The sequence below is a fragment of the Streptomyces sp. NPDC017448 genome, assembly GCF_044330565.1.
Taxonomy (GTDB): domain Bacteria; phylum Actinomycetota; class Actinomycetes; order Streptomycetales; family Streptomycetaceae; genus Streptomyces.
Map to the genome: position 1 here is coordinate 181,655 of NZ_JBIRLM010000006.1, position 15,383 is coordinate 197,037.

General features: G+C 75.0%; 12 protein-coding genes. 5 read left to right on the forward strand and 7 right to left on the reverse strand.

Annotated elements, in window-relative coordinates:
* The first annotated feature begins 79 nt into the window (after window positions 1–79).
* The 5 genes from ACH4K1_RS13065 (at window position 80) to ACH4K1_RS13085 (ending at window position 6,111) form a co-directional block, all read left to right on the forward strand.
* Complete coding sequence (locus tag ACH4K1_RS13065; RefSeq protein ID WP_398089072.1) at window positions 80–796, forward strand: hypothetical protein; 717 nt, start codon at window positions 80–82, stop codon at window positions 794–796.
* A 152-nt stretch (window positions 797–948) separates the two neighbouring features.
* On the forward strand, window positions 949–1,572 hold the full coding sequence (locus tag ACH4K1_RS13070) for a PadR family transcriptional regulator (protein WP_398089074.1): 624 nt from the start codon (window positions 949–951) through the stop codon (window positions 1,570–1,572).
* A gap of 233 nt (window positions 1,573–1,805) precedes the next feature.
* On the forward strand, window positions 1,806–2,585 hold the full coding sequence (locus ACH4K1_RS13075; RefSeq protein WP_398089076.1) for an ABC transporter ATP-binding protein: 780 nt from the start codon (window positions 1,806–1,808) through the stop codon (window positions 2,583–2,585).
* A complete protein-coding gene (locus ACH4K1_RS13080) occupies window positions 2,582–5,437 on the forward strand; it encodes an FtsX-like permease family protein (protein WP_398089077.1) in 2,856 nt (951 codons plus the stop codon). The genes ACH4K1_RS13075 and ACH4K1_RS13080 overlap by 4 nt, the downstream gene beginning before the upstream one ends.
* A gap of 125 nt (window positions 5,438–5,562) precedes the next feature.
* A complete protein-coding gene (locus ACH4K1_RS13085; protein WP_398089078.1) occupies window positions 5,563–6,111 on the forward strand; it encodes a bacterial proteasome activator family protein in 549 nt (182 codons plus the stop codon).
* Window positions 6,112–6,207: 96 nt separating this feature from the next.
* Here ACH4K1_RS13085 and ACH4K1_RS13090 read toward each other — a convergent pair whose 3' ends face one another.
* The 7 genes from ACH4K1_RS13090 to pdhA form a co-directional block, all read right to left on the reverse strand.
* On the reverse strand, window positions 6,208–7,200 hold the full coding sequence (locus ACH4K1_RS13090) for an NAD(P)H-quinone oxidoreductase (RefSeq protein WP_398089080.1): 993 nt from the start codon (window positions 7,198–7,200) through the stop codon (window positions 6,208–6,210).
* Between the two features lie 220 nt (window positions 7,201–7,420).
* On the reverse strand, window positions 7,421–8,557 hold the full coding sequence (locus ACH4K1_RS13095; RefSeq protein ID WP_228993721.1) for a TrkA family potassium uptake protein: 1,137 nt from the start codon (window positions 8,555–8,557) through the stop codon (window positions 7,421–7,423).
* Window positions 8,515–10,275, reverse strand: a complete 1,761-nt coding sequence (locus ACH4K1_RS13100) for a molybdopterin-binding protein (protein WP_398089282.1) — start codon at window positions 10,273–10,275, stop codon at window positions 8,515–8,517. Before ACH4K1_RS13100 ends, ACH4K1_RS13095 begins: the two co-directional genes overlap by 43 nt.
* A 161-nt stretch (window positions 10,276–10,436) precedes the next feature.
* Window positions 10,437–11,387: a DUF6457 domain-containing protein gene (locus tag ACH4K1_RS13105; protein WP_398089082.1), complete on the reverse strand. Its 951-nt coding sequence runs from the start codon at window positions 11,385–11,387 to the stop codon at window positions 10,437–10,439.
* A gap of 287 nt (window positions 11,388–11,674) precedes the next feature.
* Entirely contained in the window at window positions 11,675–13,174 is a 1,500-nt protein-coding gene (locus ACH4K1_RS13110) for a dihydrolipoamide acetyltransferase family protein (RefSeq protein WP_398089083.1), read from the reverse strand.
* Entirely contained in the window at window positions 13,174–14,205 is a 1,032-nt protein-coding gene (locus tag ACH4K1_RS13115) for an alpha-ketoacid dehydrogenase subunit beta (RefSeq protein ID WP_398089084.1), read from the reverse strand. The genes ACH4K1_RS13110 and ACH4K1_RS13115 overlap by 1 nt, the downstream gene beginning before the upstream one ends.
* Window positions 14,202–15,362, reverse strand: a complete 1,161-nt coding sequence (gene pdhA, locus ACH4K1_RS13120) for a pyruvate dehydrogenase (acetyl-transferring) E1 component subunit alpha (protein WP_398089085.1) — start codon at window positions 15,360–15,362, stop codon at window positions 14,202–14,204. Before pdhA ends, ACH4K1_RS13115 begins: the two co-directional genes overlap by 4 nt.
* Window positions 15,363–15,383: the final 21 nt, after the last annotated feature.

Sequence of the window (15,383 nt, forward strand, 5' to 3'; positions counted from 1 at the left end):
CCCGACCGCCGACCGGCGGGGAATGTCCGGGTAGCGCGTCCGGGATGCCGGACGGAGTGGCGCGTGTGACGCTGGCCTCATGGCTCCAGGACTGCCGGCCGCATGGTCGTCGAGGTGTGCGGTCTGTCTGCTGGCGGCGGCCGCAGCGGCCCTGGGCCCGCTGGGCGGCTCCGCCCGCGGTGTGCCGCCCCCGGACGGGCCGCCCCCCACCGCGTCGGCCCCCGAGGCGTCGAGCCCTCCCGAGTCCGCCGTCCCGCCCGCCGCGGCCGCGCCCCGGCCCGCCCGGTCGGACCCCGGCTCCCCCTCGGCGCTCCCCTCCGGCCCGCCCCTGCCCTCCGGCGCCCCGCTCGCCGCGGTGCCCGGGGAGTGGCCCGTACCGTCCTCCACGGCGTCGAGCGGGCACGGCTCCCCCGGGGACGACGCACCCGGAACGGCTCCCTCCCCCACCGCGTCCCCCCAGGTCTCCGGGTCGACCGCCCCCCTGGCCGGCCGCGAGGCCGGGGCCGGCAAGGCGCGTCCCGGACGCTCGCTCGCCCCGTGGGAGCCGGCGGCGGACGGGACGCCGGTCGGGGAGGACCCGTCCGGCGAGACCGGCGAAAGCCGCGTCGACCCCGTCGACCTGCCCGCCGCCACCCCGCCGCCCGACGCCTTCACCGACCCGGCGCAGCGGGCCGCCGCCCAGGCGCTGGACGCCGCCTCCCTGCGACGGGTGCAGCAGGTCTCGCTCGGCACGGGCATCGCCCTGGTCGGGCTGGGGCTCGGCTTCCTCGCGTTCCGTATGCGCCGGGCGAACTGACCCCGCGCCCGCACGGCCCGGCCCCCTCCCGTAGCGCCGGTGTCCGTGCCGGTGCCACTGACCCCGCGCCCGCACGGCCCGGACCGTAACAGCTCCGTCACCGAGTCCCCCGCCATTTGCCAGGAACGACATACTCGGTATACATACTCAGTATGTCCATTCGCCACGGCCTTCTGGCCCTGCTGGAACGGGGCCCCCGCTACGGGTCTCAGCTCCGCACCGAGTTCGAGTCGCGCACCGGCTCCACCTGGCCCCTGAACGTCGGGCAGGTCTACACGACGCTGAGCCGTCTGGAACGCGACGGCCTGGTCGTCCAGGACGGCGCGGACGCCGCCGGGCACGACCTCTACGCCATCACCGATGAGGGCCGGGCCGAGCTGCGCGCCTGGTTCGGAACCCCCGTGGACCGCACCAGCCCGCCCCGTGACGAACTGGCCATCAAGCTGGCCATGGCCGTGGGGGCCCCGGGGGTCGACATCCGCGAGGTCATCCAGGCCCAGCGCCACCACACGCTCAAGGCCATGCAGGACTACACCCGGCTCAAGGCCCAGGCCCTGGCCGACGTCCCGGCCAACCGCGACGAGGTCGCCTGGCTGCTCGTCGTGGAACAGCTGATCTTCCAGGCGGAGGCCGAGGCCCGCTGGCTCGACCACTGCGAGTCCCGGCTCGTCCGCCTCGCCGAGGCCGCCGCCACCGAGCCCTCGGCCGAGCCCGGCCCCGCGGCCACCCGCGGCCCGGCCCGCGCCCTGGCCGGACGCACCCGCTCCAAGCGCTGACCCGACGGCACCGGCCCGTACGGCCCCGGCGCCCCCGCCTGCGCCGTACGCCCGTGCCGGCTCCGGCACACCCGCGCCGGTCCCGGTGCGCCCGTGCCTGTTCCGGTGCGCCCGCGCCGTCGCCGTACGACCGGGCCCGGCGGCACCGCCACCGTCGAACCGGCGCCACGACCGTCGGACACCGCCCTCTCCGCCCACACCCGACCACGCCGTTCCCAGGGGGGACCTCCCACATGCCTTCGTCCGCCACCCCGCCGCCCCCGCCGTCCTCCGGGACGTCCGGCGGCAGCCCCGTACTCGAACTGCGGGGGCTGACCCGTACCCATGGCTCCGGCGTCGCGCAGGTGCACGCCCTACGCGGCATCCAGCTCTCCGTGCACCCGGGCGAACTGGTCGCCGTCATGGGCCCTTCCGGCTCCGGCAAGTCCACCCTGCTCACCCTCGCCGGCGGCCTCGACACCGCCACCGCCGGCCAGGTGATCATCGAGGGACAGGACATCGCCGCCCTCGGCCCCAAGGGCATGGCCGCCCTGCGCCGCCGCAGCGTCGGCTACGTCTTCCAGGACTACAACCTCATCCCCGCCCTGACCGCCGCCGAGAACATCGCGCTGCCCCGCGAACTCGACGGCGTCCCGGTGCGCAAGGCCCGCAAGGAGGCCCTCGCCGCACTGGCCGAGATGAAGCTGGAGCAGATCGCCGACCGCTTCCCCGACGAGATGTCGGGCGGCCAGCAGCAGCGCGTCGCCATCGCCCGCGCCCTCGTGGGGGACCGCCGCCTCGTGCTCGCCGACGAGCCCACCGGAGCGCTCGACTCCGAGACCGGCGAGTCCGTCCTCGCCCTCCTGCGCACCCGCTGCGACCAGGGGGCGGCCGCCGTCATGGTGACCCACGAGCCCCGGTACGCGGCCTGGGCCGACCGGGTCGTCTTCCTCCGGGACGGCTCGATCGTCGACCAGACCCTGACCGCCGGAGCGGACTCGCTGCTCTCCACCACCACCGAGGCCGCCAGGTGAGCGCCTTCTCCGGCTGGCGTGCCGCCCTCCGCATCGCCCGGCGCGACGCCGCACGGGCCAAGGGCCGCAGCGCCCTGGTCGTCGCGATGATCGCCCTCCCGGTCCTCGGCGTCACCGCCGCCGACCTCACCTACCGCAGCGCCCTGCCCACCCAGGCCGAGGAGCTGACGGCGGACCTGGGGGCGGCCGACGCCCGGTTCGCGTCCACGAGCCTGGGCCCGGTGCGGCTCCAGCAGATGCCCGACGGCATCAACTGGGGCACCCCCGAGAACGCCCCCGAACCGCCCCCCGAGGTGCAGGCGAAGCCGGTCGACGTTTCGGCCACTTTCCCCGAGGGCTCCCGCTACCTGACCGAGCGCAGCGTGCCCGCTTCGGTGACCACCCGGCACGGGATCGCCGACACCGAGATCAGCGAGCTGCGCCTCTTCGACCCGATGGTGCGCGGCCGGATCGAGTTGACCGACGGCGCCTACCCGCGCAAGCGGAACGAGATCGCCGCGACCACGGCCTTCGCCGACGCCTCCGGGCTGTCCATCGGCGACACCGTCACCGTGCGCGGCCCCGAGCAGACCTACACCCTCACCGGCACGGTCGAGCTCCCCGCCGACCTGCGGGCGGATTCCCTCTACGCGCTCCCGGGCTCGGTCATCGCCCCCTGGCAGAAGACCGCCGACCGCGACAAGGCGGTCCTGCCGCCCCAGCCGAGCGACCCCAAGTGGCTGGTGAAGGGCCCGCCCGGGGCGGGTGTGACCTGGCAGGACATCCTCGCGGCCAACGAGAAGGGCGTGGTGGTCAAGTCCCGCCAGGTCGCCCTGGACCCGCCGCCGGACTCCGAGGTCCCGATGGCGGGGACGAGCCTCGGGTACTCCACCACGGCGGAGGCGACCGCGGCGGTCCTCACGGTGGCCGCCATGGCCGTCCTGGAGATCGTGCTGCTGGCCGGCCCGGCGTTCGCCGTGGGCGCGCGCCGTTCGCGCCGCCAGCTGGGCCTGGTCGGCTCGTGCGGCGGCAGCCGGAGCCAGGTCCGGGCCGTGGTGCTCGCGGGCGGCGCCGTGACCGGCGGGGTCGGCGCGGTGACCGGGGTCGGCGCCGGGTTCGGGCTGACCGCCCTGTTCCGCCCGCTGATCGAGGACTACACGGGCAGCCGCTTCGGCGAACTGACCGTACGCCCCTGGGAGATCCTCGGCATCGCCGCGCTCGGCCTGGTCACCGGCGTCCTCGCCGCACTGGCTCCGGCGATCGTCGCCGGCCGCCAGTCGGTCCTGGAGTCGCTCACCGGGCGGCGCGGCACCCGCCGCGGCTCCCGCGTGCTGCCCGTCGTCGGCGCCATCACGCTCACGGCCGGCGTCGCCGTGGCCGTCTACGGCGGGGTGGCGGGCGACACCGCCTTCGTCGCCGGCGGTTCCGTCCTGGCCGAACTCGGCGTACTGGGCTGCATCCCCGTGATCGTCGGCTTCCTCGGACGGCTCGGCCGGGGCCTCCCGCTGACGCCCCGCATCGCCCTGCGCGACGCGGCCCGCAACCGGGGCCGTACCGCTCCCGCCGTCGCCGCCGTGATGGCGGCCGTCGCGGGCAGCGTCGCCATCGCCACGTACACCAGCAGCAGCGCCGCCGAGCAGGCGTACGACTACGTGCCCAACATGACGCCGGGCACCCTCGCCCTGACGGCGACCGATCTCGGCGCGGACGCCGAACTGCCCCGCTCCCGCGCGGCCGTCGAGCAGAACTACCCGGTCAGCGGCAAGGCCGCCGACTTCGGCCGGGTCTGGGCCGGCAGCGACTGCTCGGCCCACCACCGGGGGGAGAACGACTGCGGCGAACTCGAACTCGTCAAGCCCACCGGCGAGGACCACCGCTGCCCGCTCCAGGGCAAGGGCGCCAAGGAGCTCGCCCTGCGGCTCTCGGCCGACGAGCACAAGCGCGTGATGAACTCCCCGGCCTGCATGGACGAGAATTACACGATGGTCGCGTTCGGCACCGCCGAGCACAAGATCGTCATCGGGGGCGCGGACGTCCTCGATACGTACGTGAAGCTCGACGACCCGGCGGCGGCGAAGGCCCTGGAGGCGGGGACGCCCGTCCTGCTGAACTCGGCGTACGCGAAGAACGGCGAGGTCACCCTCAAGGCCACCCACACCTACAGCGACCGGGACGGGAAGAACCGGGACCGGCGCCCCGGAGCGGCCCGCACCACCACGGACCGGCTGAAGGTGTACGTCGCCCCCGACCGGTACGCGGCGACCCCCGGCATCCGGATGGTCATGCCGCGGAAGACCGCCGAACGCCTCGGACTGCACGTCGAGGACTACGGCAGCTTCTACACGCTCGGCCGCGAGGCCACGGCCGCCGAGCGCCAGGCTGCCTACGCGGCGCTCGCCCAGGCCGGGAACAAGGCGTACCTGATGGCCTCGGACGAGGAGCTCCGGACCGAGGACGACACGATCCTGCTGATCCTCGCCCTCTTCGCCGGAGTGGTGACCCTCGGCGCGGCGGCCATCACGACCGGGCTGTCCAAGGCCGACGCGGAGGCCGACCTCACCACGCTCAGCGCGGTGGGCGCGCCCCCGGGGCTGCGGCGGTCCCTGTCCGGCTTCCAGTGCCTGGTCGTCGCCCTGACCGGCGTCCTGCTGGGTACGGTGGCGGGTCTCGTGCCCGCGATCGCCCTGCGGCTGACCGACCTGCGCGCGGCGCTGGCGGAGATGCGGGCGGACCCGATGCAGTCGGCGTACACGCCGATCGTGATGCCGTGGGAGACGGTCGGGCTGCTGGCCCTGGTCGTCCCGGTGCTCGCCGGACTGCTGGCCGCCGCTCTCACCGGCTCGCGGCAGCCCCTGACGCGGCGCGCGGGGTGACGCACGGGGCGGGAGACCCCCTCCCGGGGGCCGGCTGAGGGGTTTCGGCGCCCCCGAGGACGGTGGATCATCCGTTCTCGGGGGCACCACCCTTGTGTACGGCAGGTGTGCGAGACAATGGCGGCATGGAAATGCCGAGGAATGACCGGTCGCAGGAGCACCCGCAGGTCCTTGTCGTGGGCCAGGACGGAATGGCTGTCGGCGGCGGTGGCAGTGACGACGAGTCGCGCGAGGTCCCGGTGACGGAAATGGTGGAACAGCCCGCGAAGGTCATGCGCATCGGCAGCATGATCAAGCAACTGCTGGAGGAGGTCAGGGCGGCTCCTCTCGACGAGGCGAGCCGGGTCAGGCTCAAGGAGATCCACGCCGGTTCCGTGAAGGAGCTGGAGGACGGGCTGGCCCCGGAGCTGGTCGAGGAGCTGGAGCGGCTCTCCCTGCCGTTCACCGATGATTCGGTGCCCTCCGAGGCGGAGCTGCGGATCGCCCAGGCCCAGCTCGTGGGGTGGCTGGAGGGCCTCTTCCACGGCATCCAGACGGCGTTGTTCGCGCAGCAGATGGCGGCCCGCGCCCAGTTGGAGCAGATGCGCCGCGCCCTGCCCCCGGGCTCGGTGCACGAGGGCGAGGAGGGCGGCGCGGACCCGCACGGCCCGCTCCGCTCGGGCCCCTACCTCTGACCCGACTAACCTGCCCGACACGTTTCAGGGCCCGGCGCACACCACCGTGTGCGCCGGGCCCCCGTCGTCCCTGCCGTCTCCCGGCGCCGCGAGGGGTCAGGCCCCTGCCGACGGCGCGGCCAGCAGCACCTTGCCGACGTGCCCGCTGGACTCCAGCACCCGGTGCGCCTCGGCGGCGTCGGCCATCGGCAGCGTGCGGTCCACCACGGGCCGGACCACGCCGTCCTCGATCAACGGCCACACGTGTTCGCGTACGGCGGCGACGATGGCGGCCTTCTCCTGGAGCGGGCGGCCCCGCAGGGAGGTCGCGGTGACGGCGGCCCGCTTGGTCAGCAGGGCTCCGAGGTTCAGCTCGCCCTTGGCGCCGCCCTGGAGCCCGATGATCGCGAGGCGGCCGTTGACGGCGAGCGCCTGTACGTTCCGGTCCAGGTACTTCGCGCCGATGAGGTCCAGGATGACGTCGGCCCCGGCCCCGGCGGTGTTCTCCCGCACCTCCTCGACGAAGTCCTGCTCGCGGTAGTCGATGAGGATGTCCGCCCCCAGCTCGGCGCAGCGGGCGAGCTTCTCCGGGCTGCCCGCCGTGACCGCGACCCGGGCCCCGACCGCTTTGGCGAGCTGGATCGCCATGGTGCCGATACCGCTGGAACCGCCGTGGACCAGGAAGGTCTCGCCGGGGCGCAGGTGGGAGATCATGAAGACGTTCGACCACACGGTGCAGGCGACCTCGGGGAGCGCCGCGGCCTCGACCAGGTCGACGCCCTTCGGTACGGGGAGGAGCTGGCCCGCCGGCACGGCGACCTTCTCCGCGTAGCCGCCGCCGGCCAGCAGCGCGCACACCTCGTCGCCGACCGCCCAGCCGGTCACGTCGGGGCCGAGTGCGAGGACGCGGCCCGCGCACTCCAGGCCGGGGTGGGGGGACGCGCCGGGCGGCGGGTTGTAGAAGCCCTGGCGCTGGAGCACGTCCGCGCGGTTCACGGCGCTGGAGACGACCTCGACGAGGACCTCGCCGTCGCCGGGTACGGGATCGGGCGCCTCGGCCCACACGAGCGCCTCGGGGCCGCCGGGTTCAGGAATCGTGATCGCATACATGGCCGCGAGGCTACTCCGGCTCGACGCGCACCCAGGAGTACCGCGTGTACTCAGGCGCGTGGCGTACAGCGCGGGCGCCCCGCGCACGGTCCGCGGCGGGCGGCCGTACGGGCGGGGCCCGGCGGGCGCCCCGGGGCCCCGGAGCCCGTACGTTCCGGGGCCCCGGAGCCCGTACGTTCCGGGGCCCCGGCGTCCGTACGTTCCGGGGCCCGCCGGCGGGTCAGGGACGCGGCGGCATCGGGTTGTGGGGCACGGAGGTGGAGCTGGGACTCTTCCGCACGATGGTGATGACCCGGTCCGTGAGCTGCAACGGGCTCGCCGACGGGTCGTCGTAACCGAGTAGCCGGTGGCCGCGCAGGACGCTGACGACGAGGTCCTCCGTCTCCCGCACGTTCTTGCCCACCTCGGCCTTTATGACCGGCCGTTCCACCAGGTCGAGGCCGCTGCCCTGCTGGATCAGGTCCTCCATCACGGTGCCCGCGCTGGGGCTGAGGACGGAGAGGCCGAGCAGCCGCCCGGCAGCGCTGGCGCTGGTGATGACGGCGTCGGCTCCGGACTGCCGCAGGAGCGGCGCGTTCTCCTCCTCGCGCACCGCAGCCACGATCTTCGCCCCGCGGTTCAACTGCCGTGCGGTCAGGGCCACCAGGACGGCGGTGTCGTCGCGCTGCGTCGCGATGATGACCTGACGCGCTTTCTGGAGCTCGGCGCGGAGCAGGACATCGCTGCGGGTGGCGTCGCCGAGCACGCCGGTGAACCCTTCGGCGTTGGCGGCCTCGATCACCTTGGAGGCCGGATCGACGATGACGATCTGGTCCTTCCGCAGCCCGGTGGAGCAGAGGGTCATGATCGCCGAGCGGCCCTTCGTACCGAAGCCGACGACGACGGTGTGGTCACGCAAGTTGGATCTCCAACGCTTCAGCCGGAAGTCCTCGCGGGTCCGTTCCGTGAGGACTTCGAGGGTGGTGCCGACCAGGATGATCAGGAACAGCACGCGCAGCGGTGTCACGAGCACCACGTTGATCAGCCTGGCTCCGTCGCTGTACGGGGTGATGTCCCCGTACCCGGTGGTGGAGAGGGTGACCGTCGCGTAGTAAACCGCGTCGAGCAGATCGACCGAGCCGTCGGCGTTGTCGTTGTAACCGCCGCGGTCGAGCCAGACGATCAGCACGGTCGCGGCCAGCACGAGCAGGGCCATCAGCAGCCGTTTGGCGACCTGGCGGGCCGGGCCGACGGCCACCCGGCGGGGGAGCATCACCCGCGTCGGCACGACCAGTTCGTCCGCGCGCCTGGCCATCGCATCGTGGCCGGGAAGTTTCACGTGAAACACCCTTCCGTCCACGGCGTCGCCGGGGCCCACGGGAGATCCAGAATCTCCACCTCGGTGCCGGACCGTACCCCGCCCGGCTCCACGACGGCCAGCCCGTCCGCCGCGGCGATCCCCCGCAGCATCGCCGGACCGTTGTAGCGCAGGGGCGCGACATGGTCCCGACCGCCCGCCCGGCCCGCGCGGTGGACGACGGGAACGAGGCGGGTGTCGTGCGGATGGCCGTGGACCTCGGCATGGACGAGGGCCCGGTACGCGTCCTGGGCGGGGCGGCCCGCGAGGCCCGCCAGCAACGGCTCCACCAGCGTCATCAGCCCCGATACGGCCGCGAGCGGATTCCCGGGCAGCCCGACCAGGTACGGCCCGTCCGGTGTTCCCGCACGCCGTTCCGTCGCTGCCCCGCCCTGCTTCGCCGTCTCCCCGTGCCGCGTCTTCGGCGGCCTCTCCGCGTACTCCCCGGGCTGTTCCGGAGCGGGCAGCCGTGCCAGGAGCATGGGGTGGCCGGGGCGTACCGCGACCCCGTCCACCAGCAGTTCGGCGCCGAGTTCGTCGAGGACGGGGTGCACATGGTCGACCGGGCCGGCCGCGGTACCGCCCGTGGTCACGATCAGGTCGGCGTCGGAGGCGGCGAGGACGTCGCGCAGCGCCCCGGCGTCGTCCCCGAGGCGGCGGGGTCCGGCGACCTCCGCACCGAGGGCCCGCAGCCAGGGGCCGAGCATGGGCCCGAGAGCGTCCCGGATCAGCCCGTCGTGCGGCAGACCGGTGGTGAGCAGTTCGTCACCGAGCACGAGGATGTCGACGCGAGGGCGGGGAACGGCGGGCAGGGCGTCATACCCCGCGGCCGCGGCGAGGCCCAGCACGGCCGGGGTCACCACCGTCCCCGCCGGGACGAGCTGTTCGCCCGATCGGCACTCCTGACCCCGGGGCCTGATGTCCTGCCCGGTGGCCACGGACCGCTCGGCGTACAGCAGCCCCTTGTCCTCGTCGGCGTACGCGTGCTCGCTGCGGATGACCGCCGTGGCCTCGGGCGGGATCCGGGCGCCGGTGGCGATGCGTACGGCGGAGCCGTCGGGCAGCGCGGTGGCCTCGCTGCGGCCGGCGAGGATTCCGGCCCCGGTCTCGAACGTCCAGGGCCCGGGGCCTGCGACCGCCCACCCGTCCATGGCCGAGGTGTCGAAGGACGGCAGATCGGTGAGCGCGCCGAGCGGCTCGGCCAGCACATGCCCCAGCGCACGGTCGAGCGGCAACCGGACCGCCGCGAGGGGGCCGACCCGCCCGGCCCTGGCCGCGACCGCCCGCGCCCGGCTCCACGACAGGGGCGGGGCGGGGTCGGCGGGCCGGGGCGTGGAGGCGGCGGGTCGGACGCGGTCGCCGGTCCGGGTGCCCGCCCCGCTCCCGGCCGGGGCCTTCGCGGAGCCCCCCGCGGCGGGGCGACGGCTGCCGGGGGCGTCGGTGCTCCTGATGCGGCGGTCCGGGGCGCCGCCGTTCGGGGTGCTGCGGGGGGAGGCGTCGCCGGGGTTCGGGGTACCGGAGTCCGGGGCGCGGGGGCCCGGGCGGCTGCCGTTCGGGGCGCTGCCGTGGCTGCCGCCGATGCCCGGTGCGCCGGTGCCGGGGTCGCTGCTGTCCGGGGTGCCGGTGCCCGGGTCGCTGCTGCTCGGGGCGGCGCGGCTCGTGCCGTCGTGCGGGCCCCTGCGGGGGTTCCGGACCGGTCCGAGCGTCGAGCCGCCGACCAGGGCGAGCGCCTGCTCGATGGCCACGTCCTCCTCGGCGTGGGTGCGGCCTCTCCCGGACGGTTCCCGCGGAGCGGGGTCCGGCGCGAAGAGCTCGTCATCGCCGGGGCCGGAGCCGGGTGCCGGACGGTCGGGGCCGGTTGCCGGACGGTCGGGGCCGGTTGCCGGACGGTCGGGGCCGGTCATGGCGTCCCGGCCCCCTCACGGCCCGTGGCGCCGGGCCTCGTCCCGCCCGCGGAGCCGCCTGCCGGTCCGCCCCCGGTGGATCCCGTCCCCGCCCCCTCGTTCGCCTCCGCCTCCCAGCGCAGCGCGAGGTCGGTGGCCTTCCGGGCGGCCTCCGCGACCGCTGCGGCGGCCTCGTCGGGCCCGTCCCCGGCGCTCGCCCTGGCCGCCGCGTACCCGACCAGGAAGGTCGTGAGGGGGGCGGCGGGCCGGGCGACTCCGTGGGCGGCGTCGCGGGCGAGGTCGAGCAGGACACCGGTGTCGACGTCGAGTTCGATGCCCAGTTCGTTCTTGACCGAGGTGATCCATTCGTCCAGCACAGCCCCATGCTCCCTGATCCGGGCCCGGGCGGCGGCGATGTCGTCCCAGGTGTCGCAGTCGAACGCGGCGTCGGGCCCGGCGTCGATGCGGGCGAGGTCCAGTTCCGCCGTCAGGAGCCGCAGCGGCAGCCCGGCGAGACCTCCGTGCTCGGCGGCGATCAGGGCCAGCTCACGGCGGAGCGGCTCGGCACGGTAGACGGCCACGAGCGGCTGGTCCCGCCCGTCGGGGCCGGTGCACAGGGCCCCTTCCCTGCCCGGCTCACCGGCGGCGGCGAGCAGCGCGTCGACCGTTCCCCGGCCGAGGAACGGCAGGTCGGCGGAGAGGACGAGGACGCGTTCCGCCGTCGTCAGCCGCAGCCCCGCGCCGAGCGCCGCCAACGGGCCGCCGCCCTCCGGCACTTCACGGGTCCAGGTCACCGGTCTGACGGTGGCGCGACGGCCGCCCACCACGACGGAGACGGCCGCGTCGGCGCACGCGCCGAGGACCCGGTCGAGCAGCGCCCGGCCGCCCACCCGGAGCCCCGGCTTGTCGGCGCCGCCGAGCCGCTTCGCGGCCCCGCCGGCAAGGACGATCACGTCGTAGGCGGTCATACGTCGAGTATGGGCGGCACACCGGAGCGCCACCCCGGCCGGGGTGGTAGAAAGGCGAATCCCGGCCGGGGCGGGGTGGAGAGGCCCCGGCCCCGCGGCCGTCGCCCCACGGCAGCGCACCGCCCGACCGTCCTCCCGGCCGCTTGACCGACCGCCCGCCCGCCCGACCCCCGGGCCGCTTGGCCGACCACCCGTCCTCCCGGCCGCCCGGCCGAACGTCCCGCAGACCTCGGGCCGGTGGACTACAGGCCCATCGGATGCGGGCCCGCCGACCGCGGGCCCATCGGCTACAGGGTGCGCAGCAGCACCGCCGGCTGTTCGACGCAGTCCGCCACGTACCGGAGGAAGCCGCCCGCCGTGCCGCCGTCGCACACCCGGTGGTCGAAGGTGAGGGACAGTTGGACGACCTGACGCACGGCCAGCTCCCCCTGGTGCACCCAGGGCTTGGGGACGATCCGGCCGACTCCGAGCATCGCCGCTTCCGGGTGGTTGATGATCGGCGTCGAGCCGTCGACCCCGAACACCCCGTAGTTGTTCAGCGTGAAGGTGCCCCCGGTGAGCTGGGCCGGGCTGAGCTTCCCGGTCCGCGCCAGCTCGGTCAGCCGGACGATCTCCGCCCCGATCGACTCCGCGTTGCGGGTGTGCGCGTCCCGGACGACCGGGACGACGAGGCCCCGCTCGGTCTGGGCCGCGAAGCCGAGATGCACCCCGGGCAGCCGGACGATCTCGCGGGCCTCCGTGTCCACGGTGGAGTTGAGCTCGGGGAACCTGGCCAGGGCCGCTGTGCAGATCCTCGCCAGCAGAGCCAGGACCGACACCTTCGGCCCGGCGGACGGGCCCGTAGCGGCGTTCATCGCGGCCCTGACCGCCATCAGCTCGGTGGCGTCGGCGTCGACCCAGCAGGTGGCGTCCGGAATCTCGGTACGGCTGCGCGCCAGCTTGTCCGCGACCGCCCCCCGCACTCCGCGCAGCGGAATCCGCTCGGCGGCCGGCTCGCCCGCGCCCACCGCCGTCCGCTCCGGCACGAGCGGCGCCGCGGGCCCGGCCACCGCACGGCTTCCCGTCTCCGCCGCCCCGGCCATCCGGATCGCGGCGTCGACGTCGGCCCGCAGGATCAGCCCGTCCGGACCCGACCCCGTCACCTGCCGCAGTTCGATCCCGTGCTCCCGGGCCAGACGCCGTACGAGCGGCGAGACCACGGCCACGGGCCCCTGCCGGCCGTTCACCTCACCTGCGACGGCAGACGGGGGAACCGGACCGGCGACAGGCGCGGCGGCAGCGGGCACGGAGGCGGACGCAGGGGTGGACGGGAGCGCGGTCGCGGCGACGCCGGTCCGCTCCGGCCGGATACGCCGTCGCCGGGCGGCCGGAGCCCCGGTCCCGTACCCCACGAGCACGTTCCCGGAACCAGAACCAGAACCAGAACCGGAACCGGAGCCCGGTCCGGCGGCAGGCCCGTCCGCACCGGTTCCGCCCTCAGCCGAGGCGCCCCGGGGCCCGGCGGGGGAGGCGGAGGAACCGGAAGAAGCGGAGGGTTCCGTCGCCCCCACCGCGACCGTCAGCAGCGGTGCGCCGACCGGGAGTTCCGTACCCTCCTCGCCGAACCGCGCCGTCACCACGCCCCCGTAGGGGCAGGGCACCTCCACCATGGCCTTGGCCGTCTCGACCTCGACGACGGGCTGGTCGACGGCGACGACGTCGCCCACCTCCACCAGCCAGCGGACGATCTCCGCCTCGGTCAGCCCCTCACCGAGGTCCGGCAGCTTGAACTCGAGCACCTGGGCCATCAGCTGTCCGCCTCCCACTGCAACCGCGCCACCGCGTCGAGCACCCGGTCCACTCCCGGAAGATGGTGCCGCTCCAGCATGGGCGGCGGGTACGGGATGTCGAACCCGGCCACCCGCAGCACCGGGGCCTCCAGGTGGTGGAAGCACCGCTCGGTGATCCGGGCCGCGATCTCGCCGCCCGGCCCGCCGAACCCCGGGGACTCGTGGACGACGACCGCGCGCCCGGTGCGCCGCACCGAAGCGGCCACCGTCTCGTCGTCGAACGGAACCAGGGAACGCAGATCCACCACTTCCAGGTCCCACCCCTCCGCGACCGCCGCCTCGGCGGCCTCCATACAGACCGGCAGCGAAGGCCCGTACGTGATCAGGGTGGCGCTGCGGCCGGAGCGCCGCACCACGGCCTTCCCGATCGGCTCGACCGCCGCGGGGGCCTCGGGCGCCCAGTCGGCCTTGGACCAGTAGAGCCGCTTGGGCTCCAGGAAGACCACCGGATCGTCCGAGGCGATCGACGCCCGCAGCAGCCCGTACGCGTCCTCGACCGTGGCCGGTGTGACGACGTGCAGGCCGGGGGTGGCCATGTAGTACGCCTCGGAGGAGTCGCTGTGGTGCTCGACCCCGCCGATCCCGCCGCCGTACGGCACCCGCACGGTGATGGGCAGGGGCATGGCCCCGCCGGTGCGGTTGCGCATCTTGGCGACATGGCTCATCAGCTGCTCGAACGCCGGGTAGGCGAACGCGTCGAACTGCATCTCCACCACGGGCCGCAGCCCGTACATCGCCATGCCGACCGCCGCGCCGAGGATGCCCGCCTCGGCCAGCGGGGTGTCGGTGCAGCGGTCGTCGCCGAACTCCTTCGCCAGCCCGTCCGTGATCCGGAAGACCCCGCCGAGCGTGCCCACGTCCTCACCGAGCACATGGACGGCGGGGTCCTCGGCCATGGAATCGCGCAGCGCGCGCCCGAGGGCCTGCGCCATCGTGGCCGGCTTCGTCTTCGTCGTACGACCGCCGGCCGTCGCTGCCGCGGTGGTCATCGGCCCGCCTCCGTGCCGTGCTCGTCGTGGTCCTGCTCGGCGTCCAGTTCGGCGCGCAGCGCGGCGGCCTGTTCCCGGAGCTGGCTGGTCTGCTCGGCGTAGACATGGGTGAACAGGTCCATCGGCGCCAGCTCCGGATCGGCGTTCATCCCGTCGCGCAGGGCGGCGGCCATGCGTTCGGCGGCCTCCTTCGCCCGCTCGACGCCCGCCCCGTCCAGCAGCCCGCGCTCCAGCAGCTCACGCTCCAGCAGCAGCACCGGGTCGTGGGCCCTCCACGCCTCGACCTCGCTGTCGCCCCGGTAGCGGGTGGCGTCGTCGGCGTTGGTGTGGGCGTCCATGCGGTAGGTGACCGCCTCGACCAACGTCGGTCCCTCGCCGCGCCGCGCCCGCGCCACCGCCTCGCTCAGCACCTGGTGCACGGCGGCCGCGTCGTTGCCGTCGACGAGCCGGCCCGGCATCCCGTACCCGACGGCCTTGTGGGCCAGGGAGGGGGCGGCGGTCTGCTTGGCCAGCGGCACGGAGATCGCGAAGCCGTTGTTCTGGACGAGGAAGACGACCGGGGCCTTCCAGACGGCCGCGAAGTTCAGCGCCTCGTGGAAATCGCCCTCGCTGGTGCCGCCGTCGCCGACCATGGCCAACGCCACCACGTCGTCGCCCTTGAGCCGGGCCGCGTGCGCCAGCCCCACGGCGTGCGGCAGCTGGGTGGCGAGCGGGGTGCACAGCGGGGCGATGCGGTGCTCGCGCGGGTCGTAACCGGTGTGCCGGTCGCCGCGCAGCAGGGTCAGCGCCTCCACCGGGTCCAGGCCCCGCACCACGGCCGCCAGCGTGTCGCGGTAGCTCGGAAAGAGCCAGTCGCGCTCCTCCAGCACCAGGGCGGCGGCGATCTCGCACGCCTCCTGGCCGGTGCTCGACGGGTAGACCGCCAGGCGGCCCTGCTTCGTCAGCGCGGTGGCCTGCGCGTTGTAGCGGCGCCCGCGCACCAGCTCGGCGTGGAGCCGGAGCAGCAACGCGGGATCGGCGTCGGCGACCGCGTCCGTACCGAGCACCCGGTAGGGCTCCGGGTCCGGGAGCAGCGGAGCGGGGTCGGTGATCGGCTTCCAGGCCGGGGGCGGCATGGGCCGGTGGGCGGCCGCGCCGGGCAGCTCTTGGACCGTCATGGGGAGCACCTCCTGGCATCG